Origin of the sequence: Rodentibacter heidelbergensis, assembly GCF_002000125.1 — a bacterium.
Lineage (GTDB): Bacteria > Pseudomonadota > Gammaproteobacteria > Enterobacterales > Pasteurellaceae > Rodentibacter > Rodentibacter heidelbergensis.
Map to the genome: position 1 here is coordinate 20348 of NZ_MLHH01000024.1, position 8802 is coordinate 29149.

Below are 8802 nucleotides of genomic sequence, written 5' to 3' on the forward strand. Positions count from 1 at the left end.
TTAACTTTCCTTTTTAAAATCGAAATTAATAATCCGGTCGGCGTGCAAGAATTTCACGTTTTCCATTTTGCATGGCACTTACAATACCCTGTTCTTCCATTTGATCCATAATTCTGGCAGCTCGGTTAAAGCCTACGCTAAATTTACGTTGCAAAGCGGAAACAGAGGTGGTGCCGGTGGTTAATACAAATTCCATCACTTCATCAAACAACGGATCCAGGTCTCCGCTACTTCCTGCGGATTTTTCCACACCCTCTTCTTCATCTGCACTTTCCAAAATACTATCAATGTAATCCGGTTTTCCACGAGCACGCCAATCATCGGCAATTCGAACCACTTCATCATCGCTCATAAAGGCACCATGTACACGAATGAGATCTGAAGATCCTTGACCTGAGTAAAGCATGTCACCACGCCCCAATAAGGCTTCTGCCCCCCCTTGGTCTAAAATCGTTCGTGAATCAATTTTACTCGCCACGGTAAAGGCAATACGGCTTGGCACATTAGCTTTGATAAGACCGGTAATCACATCAACAGATGGACGTTGGGTTGCCAAGATTAAATGAATACCTATCGCACGGGCTTTTTGAGCAAGGCGGGCAATAAACTCTTCTATTTGCTTTCCTGCCACCATCATGAGATCGGCAAACTCATCGACAATCACCACAATATAGCTTAATTTTTGCAGTGCCGGTGGCATTTGATCCATGGTATCTCCCGGTTTCCAAATTGGGTTTGGAATTGGCATTCCCATTTTTTCATACTCATCAATTTTTTCGTTAAACCCTTCAATATTTCGTACACGAAGAGCAGAAAGTAATTGATATCGGCGTTCCATTTCATCCACACACCAGCGTAATGCATTGGCCGCTTTTTTCATATCAGTCACCACTGGGGTGAGTAAATGTGGAATATCGTTGTAAACAGAAAGCTCTACCACTTTCGGGTCGATCATAATAAATTTCACTTCTTCCGGTTGAACTCGGAAAAGTAAACTTAAAATCATGGTGTTCACACCCACAGATTTACCGGAACCCGTTGAACCCGCCACCAATAAATGAGGCATTTTTGCGAGATCCACCACAACAGGCTTACCACTGATATCTTTCCCCAATGCCATTGGTAACAAGGCTTGAGAGTCACGAAATTCATGACTATCTAACACATCACGCAGCGGCACCATTTGACGATGGGCATTCGGGGTTTCAATACCGATATAAGGTTTACCCGGAATGACTTCCGCTACACGAATGGAGCGGAACATTAACGCTCGAGCCAAATCCGTATCAATATTAGTGACTTTTGAGGCTTTTACGCCCGGCTGTAATTCTAATTCATAACGGGTAACCACCGGCCCCACAAGCACATCTTTTACCGTGGCTTTGACATTAAAATTACGCAGTTGTTGCTCAATACGCTGTGAGGTTTCATGGATTTCCTCTCGGGTAATCTCTTGCGCTTGAGTTGGACGATATTCCAATAAATCCAAACTTGGTAATGGTGTACTTGGTTTCTCACGTTTTGTCGTGGGTTGTTGGAATGCCGGATGAATCAATGAATCCCCATAAGGTTTATAAACCGGTGTCGCCTCTTTCTCTTGTTTTTCAGCCTCTTGAAGTGCAGTTTGTGGCGATGTCAAAATCACTTTTAGCGCATCTTCGGCATTTAACGCTTTCGCTCTAGCTTCCATTTCTGCCAAACGCTGTTGCTCTTGTGCTGCAAATTGACGGGCTAAATCATCATTTTCATCTTCAATCTCGTCAGGATAGCTGTTCAAAGTTGAGGATGAATTATTCATCGTTGATGCCAATGTCACAGTGGGTATTGCCGTTTCATTGATCTCAGAAACAGAAACAAAATCCATCGCACCTTGTGCATCTTTAAGTTGAGAAGGTTGGCTTTCCCAAATGGGTGTGTTCACTTGAGCGGAGCTGTCCCCATGAGTTGAAATACTCACTTTCGGTAATTCATCAAGATTTTCAGCCTTGAAGGCCTCGAAATCCACTGCCTTTTCTTGTGGCACTGAAGACAATGGTGCTAAAGGGGATAATCCGCTGATATTAATCAGTGCTTCAGGTTGAACAAGCGGGTTCTCATCGGCTTCCTTCGCCACTTCCGTCACGGCTTCTGAGCCATTTTCATGTTGTTGAAGCGGTGCTTTTATCTCCCCCTCTTCATTGATCACTAAAGGTGCCGGTTTTTGAATGACAATCTGTTCTAATTCTTCCGTCAGTTCTTCAGAAGCGGTGCTGTCCGCTTGATTGTCATTTTTCATGGTTAACCAATGATAGAAACGGACAATAAGGCGAATTAATGAAGCCCCTGAACAAAAAATAAAGCCAATCACCGCAAAGGCCAAACCAAAGAGGATACAGCCAAATTTTCCTAATGTTGGATACAACCACACCACAAGACTTCCGCCTAATACCCCACCGGATAAATAATAGTTGGTGTTAGAAAACAGCAAGGTGGCAACAACGGTCAATCCAATTAATAAGGTGATAAAACCAAAACTACGCAGGAGGACTTTCGTGAGGGATAAAGAACGAATAGCTTTGGTTTTTAATAAAAATGCGGGTACAAGAAAAATTAAAAAAGGAAGCAAATTCCCCACATAGCCAAAGAATACCAAAAAAGTATCCATTAGCCAGGCACCAAATGCGCCGGCTTTATTAATGGTTTCATTCTGAAAACTCGCTGTTGACCAAGAATTATCCAATGGGGTGTAGCTTGACCAAGCGACAATCAGGTATAAACCAAAAAGTGTAGTTAATCCTAACAATAACTCGGCAAGATATTGCTTTGGTGTAAATCGTTCAGTAATTCGTTTAATCATTTTTATTTTAAAACAAGATAATTAGTTTGTTTGACTTCTTCCATGACAACATAAGTGCGTGTATCGTTCACACCGGGCAAACGCAACAAGGTTGTCCCTAATAGTTTCCGATAAGCCGCCATATCCGCCACTCGGGTTTTTAATAAATAATCAAAATCACCGGAAACCAAGTGACATTCTTGAATTTCATCAAGGGCTTGAATAGCGGCATTGAATTCCTCAAACACATCCGGTTTGCCTCGCACGAGGGTGATCTCTACAATCACTAAAAGCGGAGCATCAAGCAGTTCAGGGTTAAGCAAGGCACGATAACCCACGATGACCCCTTGTTTTTCCAAGCGTTTTACCCGTTCCAAGCAAGGAGTGGGCGATAACCCTACTTTTTTGGACAGATCAATATTTGAAATTTTGCCATTGCGCTGTAATTCATTAAGAATTTTTATATCAATCGCATCTAATGGTTTTTTCTTTTCCATCTTGTTCCTATTCTATTTTTGCCCGCTATTTTAATGGATTTTGCCCAAGTTTTCAGTATGACAATCAATTTCTAGAAATTATCCAGAACATCTAATGCATCTGAGAGTTTTTTCACCGTAAAAACCTGCATATTTTCAACCGCACTTTTCGGTTTATTACCAAAAGGGACAATGGCACGTTTAAAACCGTGTTTAGCGGCTTCACTGATCCGCTCTTGTCCGCTCGGAACCGGGCGAATTTCACCTGAAAGTCCCACTTCGCCAAAGATCACTAAATCTTGAGGCAAAGGACGATTACGAAAACTGGAAATCAACGCCAACAATAAGGCAAGATCCGCACTGGTTTCACTGACTTTCACCCCGCCTACCACATTGACGAACACATCTTGATCCGCCATTTGTAACCCACCGTGGCGATGTAATACCGCAAGTAATAAGGCCAAACGGTTTTGTTCTAACCCAACAGCAACACGGCGTGGATTGGCTAACATGGAATGATCCACTAGGGCTTGAATTTCCACCAACAGCGGTCGGGTGCCTTCCCATAATACCATTACCGAACTGCCCGAGGTTTGTTCATCACCACGACTTAAAAAGATCGCAGAGGGATTTTTTACCTCTCGCAGCCCTTGTTCCGTCATTCCAAATACGCCGAGTTCATTCACCGCTCCAAAGCGGTTTTTATGGCTGCGTAGGGTACGATAACGGGAATCGGACTCCCCTTCTAAAAGAAGGGAACAGTCAATAGCGTGTTCTAACACTTTAGGCCCTGCAAGGGTGCCGTCTTTGGTGACATGCCCCACCATAATAATGGCAACTTGACGGGTTTTCGCATAACGGGTGAGGAAAGCGGCACATTCCCTGACTTGAGCGACACTGCCGGGAGAAGATTGAATATCCGCTAAATGCATCACTTGAATGGAGTCAATCACAATAATTTGTGGCTTTAACTGATCCGCAAGATTGCAAATTTGCTCTACCGAAGTTTCGGAAAGCATATTGAGTTTGTCATTGGGTAAACCAAGGCGATTTGCCCGCATGGCGACCTGTTGAAGCGATTCTTCCCCCGTTACATAAAGTGCGGTCATTTTTTGCGCCAAACCACACATCACTTGTAACAATAAGGTACTTTTTCCTGCACCGGGATGCCCCCCAATCAAAATGGCACTGCCCGGTACAATTCCTCCGCCTAATACCCGATCCAGCTCTTTAAACCCACTGCTGAAACGAGGGGTTTCCTGCAAGCTGATTTCAGATAGGATCTGAATTTTAGCTTGGGTTTCCCCCGCATACCCACTGAAACGATCATTTTTGCTTTTACTAGCAGAAATCAGACGTACTTCACTAATGGTATTCCAAGCTTTGCATGCAGAACATTGCCCTTGCCAACGGGAATATTCCGCCCCACAATCATTGCATACATAAGCGGTTTTAGGGGCTTTCGCCATGCTATTTCTCCGTAAAATAAAACTGTTTATCAAACAAAGCGATGTTTAATGATACTGATTGATCTCATCTAATAGTGCAAGACGCATCAATTTAATCATTCTCGCCACATATAAGCCTGTGCTAAAAAGTGCGGTCAATTTTTCAATGGTTTTTTCATTGTCTTTGGTTTCACTATGAAAACGAATCAACGCCTGAATTTCGCTGAGAAAAGTTTGATTGCTTTCAAGTAGCTGTGGAATGATTTCATCACTTAATGGATGAGCTTGATGACTTTTTACCAGTGCTTCAAATAAGGGTTTGCTTTCTTCATAATAATGATACAAATTGAAAAATGCACCGACCCGTTCTACCGTTTTCATAAAATCTTGATTAAAAAGTGAGGGTGGTAAAGAAAGGGTTTCTTCTACCAAGGCTTGTTCCATTTTAAAAAGGCGATGAAAAGTTGCCTTGGCCTCTCCCCCTTTTTCTTGTTCAGCTTGTAAGAAATCCCGCCATTGATTTAACCAATCCGTTAATACGACGGGTTGAGCCAGTTGATAGCCCCGCTTTGCTTTACTCACACTGCTGAAATAAACATTTGTCAAAATCGGTAATTTTTCAACAAAAGTGAAAAGATCTTCGATCTCCCCTTCTTTTAATTCAAACTCAATTTCACAAATCCCTTGAGAACCCTCGCCGCTTATGATCTCGCCTTGATCAAAGGCCACCTCTATTTTGGAGTTCCGAAATTGAATGAGCCAAAAAGTGCGGTTGAAATCTGTTGAGAAAATCGGTTTTAGGGGCATATCCGGCAATTGTTCAAAAGGATATAACGCTAATAATTGATCTTTCGTTGGTTGTTGGTTTTCATCTAACGGTAAATGATATTCAGGACGGCTATGCAACCCACCAACAACCTGCCCATTGGTTTTTAGGGTGAGCGTAACCTGTTGATCTTCTTGACGAACCCGTAACCCCATTTTTTGCTTAGCGAGGAAGTGATCCGGAAAGTCATAGTAGGTGTTTGCTAAAAAAATACGTTGATGTTCCAGTGGATGAAATTGTTGGAGATGATGTTCAAGAATATTGAAGGCCTCTGGAGAAACCCGCAATTTGAGTTCGATTTCGTTGATCATGCGTATAAATCCCAATTAATTTTAACTGGTTAAATATACAAGTAAATACAAATAAATCAAGGGTTTTATGAGATGTCCCCACTATCCTCCTCACTCATCTCAGTAATGTAAAAAGCGAGTTCAATGACTGATCTCGCTTTTCCACCTCTTCATTTTAGAACATATTTTTTATTTATAACAAATGTGCCATCGCTGTTTCCTCTTGCTTAATTCGTATGGCTAAAAGAATGAAATAGACAGGCAAACCGATGGTTGCAGTCGCCATGGCGTGACAAAACAGACTAAGACCAATTAATTCAGGAATAATATTCAAAAAATAATTAGGGTGGCGAATATATTTGAATAAAAAGGAACGATTAATTTTATGATGAGGCAAAATATAAATTTTAACTGTCCAAATTTCATCAAGGGTGTAGATCACATAAAACAAGATCACAAGGGAAAAAATTAATACCGCCAACCCCACTTGCGAAAGTTGATCAAACTCAACAAATCGTTTATTTGCCTCATAAATAGCCGCAATGTAAAAGGTGACATGAGCAAGAGAAAGCAAAATGGAATTCACTTTTCCGTATTGAATCGCCCCTTTTGCAATTAAACGGCTTTCATTACAGGCGGAAATAAATAATGTGTAAAGACGAAGACTTAAAATAATAATAAAGGTGATGTTGATAAATTGCATAGGCTCTCCTTAAGGGAAAATAACATAGCAAATCATATAATAAGCTTCATTAATAATTTAACTGGTAAGAGGATTGCCTATTCCACCGCCTCAGCCAATGACATTTTCCTCTCTATTCAGACGAACTCCTCTTCATCAACCTTACTTAACTATTTCACCTTCTTCATTTTTCATATAAGCTACGCAGCATTGTTGTTATCTTTCAGGCCCGATAAAAGGAAGAATTATGTTAGAACAGATGGGAAAACAAGCCAAAGAAGCGGCTTTTATTTTGGCACAATTAAGCACAGCAGAAAAAAATCAGGCATTAGGGATGATTGCCGAACAATTGGAACAACAAGACAATCGTATTTTAGCTGAGAATGCCAAGGATATTGAATTGGCAAAGCAAAACGGACTGTCGGAAGCATTAATTGATCGCCTTCTGCTTACCCCTGAACGTTTACAAAGTATCGCCAACGACGTACGTCATGTAATTTCTCTTGCCGATCCTGTGGGGAGAATCATTGATGGGGGAACGCTCGACAGTGGTTTAAAAATCGAGCGGGTTCGTACGCCTATTGGCGTGATCGCCACCATTTATGAAGCTCGCCCTAATGTTACTATTGATGTAGCAAGCCTTTGCTTAAAAACAGGCAATGCGGTCATTTTACGAGGTGGAAAAGAAACCCAATTTTCTAACCATATTTTGGTGGAAGTAGTGCAAAATGCTCTTGAGCAGGCGGGATTGCCTAAATTTGCCGTGCAAGCTATCACCGATCCTAATCGTGATCTCGTGATGCAATTATTAAAACTGGATCGTTATGTGGATATGATTATTCCTCGTGGCGGAGCCGGTTTGCACGAACTTTGCAAACAACATGCCACCATTCCGGTGATTGTGGGCGGCGTGGGCGTTTGCCATACCTTTGTGGAAGAAAGTGCGGATCAAAATCAAGCACTTTTGGTTATCGACAATGCGAAAACCCAACGTCCAAGCACTTGCAATACTTTAGAAACGCTACTTGTTCAAGCCTCAATTGCAGATGAATTTTTACCTAAACTGGTGACCCAGCTTTCAGCAAAAAACGTTACATATCACGCCAAATCAACCGCTCTTGAGATATTAAAACAAGCCGGAGCAAAAGTTGATGAACTGACCGATCAACAATTGCGTGAAGAATGGGGATCACTTGATCTCAATGTAGTGATCGTAAAAGATATTCAGGCGGCCATTTCTCATATTCGGGAATATGGCACACAACATTCTGAAAGTATTTTAACCTCCTCTCAATCTCTCGCCCGCCAATTTATAAACCAAGTGGATGCGGCAGCCGTTTATGTGAACGCCAGTACACGTTTTACCGATGGCGGACAATTTGGCTTAGGTGCAGAAGTGGCCGTCAGTACACAAAAACTCCATGCTCGAGGCCCAATGGGATTGGAAGCGCTCACCACCTATAAATGGGTGTGTGAAGGAAACTACACCACAAGAAAATAACCATTATTTCGACCGCACTTTCTGATTATGAAACTAAAGTGCGGTGATTTTTAGGAGGATTTTATGAAAAAATTACTTTCATTACTGATTATCATAGCAGTATTAGTCGGTATTGCGGCAATACAGCCTTCTGCAACATCTGACAATGCTGATGACGGTAAACGAAATTTCGTGGTTTCTCTCGTTGCAAAGTACTTCCCTTTTGAAGCGGAGGAGCTAGTGGCATGGTATGACAAAAATATTGTTTATGCGGATAATCCAACAGACAGCGCCGTGACCTTTAAGTTAGACGAAAAAGAAATCACCCTTGCTCCGCATCAAACACAAAAACTGATTTTAGAACCGGGGCAACATCGCCTTGTTTTGGCTGATGGAAAAGAGGTTGAATTAACACAAAAAGAAGGCACTAACCGTTCTATTTTAAATCCGACCGGCTCACCCTATTTCTTTTGGAAAACCGTTTATGGTTCGGTGAATTTACCTATTGAATACAAAACGGTGGCCATTGCCGGCAAACCCTATGAGGGACCTTTTGAGGTAAGTAATGAGTATTTGATTACACGCATAGGCAATCAACCTTGGCGTTTTGGTTTGGATGAAGCCATTCCTGATACGGTTGCGGTGAACAATGATCGGAACACTTACACCTTAATTTTTAGTAAAGCCTATCGCTTAGCCGATTTTATCAAAGCTTATCCTATGTTATCGGCACAATAAACAAAAAGGGTTGATACCATTTCTGATATTGATCTGACCCCAAAAAG

Annotated in this window: 7 protein-coding genes; 2 read left to right on the forward strand and 5 right to left on the reverse strand. The window is 41.7% G+C overall.

From position 1 onward, the window contains the following. Positions 1-25 precede the first annotated feature (25 nt). From BKK48_RS08975 to BKK48_RS08995, 5 genes are all read right to left on the reverse strand, one after another. Positions 26-2836 (reverse strand): DNA translocase FtsK, encoded by a 2811-nt coding sequence (locus BKK48_RS08975; protein ID WP_077427993.1) that lies wholly within the window; start codon positions 2834-2836, stop codon positions 26-28. Positions 2837-2838: 2 nt separating this feature from the next. Beyond that, positions 2839-3312 (reverse strand): leucine-responsive transcriptional regulator Lrp, encoded by a 474-nt coding sequence (gene lrp, locus BKK48_RS08980; protein WP_077427995.1) that lies wholly within the window; start codon positions 3310-3312, stop codon positions 2839-2841. 71 nt (positions 3313-3383) lie between these two features. Beyond that, a complete protein-coding gene (gene radA / locus BKK48_RS08985) occupies positions 3384-4760 on the reverse strand; it encodes a DNA repair protein RadA (RefSeq protein WP_077427997.1) in 1377 nt (458 codons plus the stop codon). Between the two features lie 45 nt (positions 4761-4805). After that, a complete protein-coding gene (locus tag BKK48_RS08990; protein WP_077427999.1) occupies positions 4806-5876 on the reverse strand; it encodes a CYTH domain-containing protein in 1071 nt (356 codons plus the stop codon). Between the two features lie 172 nt (positions 5877-6048). Continuing rightward, positions 6049-6558 carry an isoprenylcysteine carboxyl methyltransferase family protein gene (locus tag BKK48_RS08995; protein ID WP_077428001.1) on the reverse strand — a complete coding sequence of 170 codons (510 nt, stop codon included), beginning with the start codon at positions 6556-6558 and terminating at the stop codon, positions 6049-6051. 226 nt (positions 6559-6784) lie between these two features. Between BKK48_RS08995 and proA the strand changes: the two genes are divergently transcribed. Both proA and BKK48_RS09005 read left to right on the forward strand, forming a co-directional pair. Beyond that, positions 6785-8038, forward strand: coding sequence for a glutamate-5-semialdehyde dehydrogenase (gene proA, locus BKK48_RS09000; protein ID WP_077428003.1), 1254 nt, complete (start codon positions 6785-6787; stop codon positions 8036-8038). A gap of 63 nt (positions 8039-8101) precedes the next feature. Continuing rightward, complete coding sequence (locus BKK48_RS09005; RefSeq protein WP_077428005.1) at positions 8102-8755, forward strand: hypothetical protein; 654 nt, start codon at positions 8102-8104, stop codon at positions 8753-8755. The last annotated feature ends 47 nt before the right edge of the window (positions 8756-8802 follow it).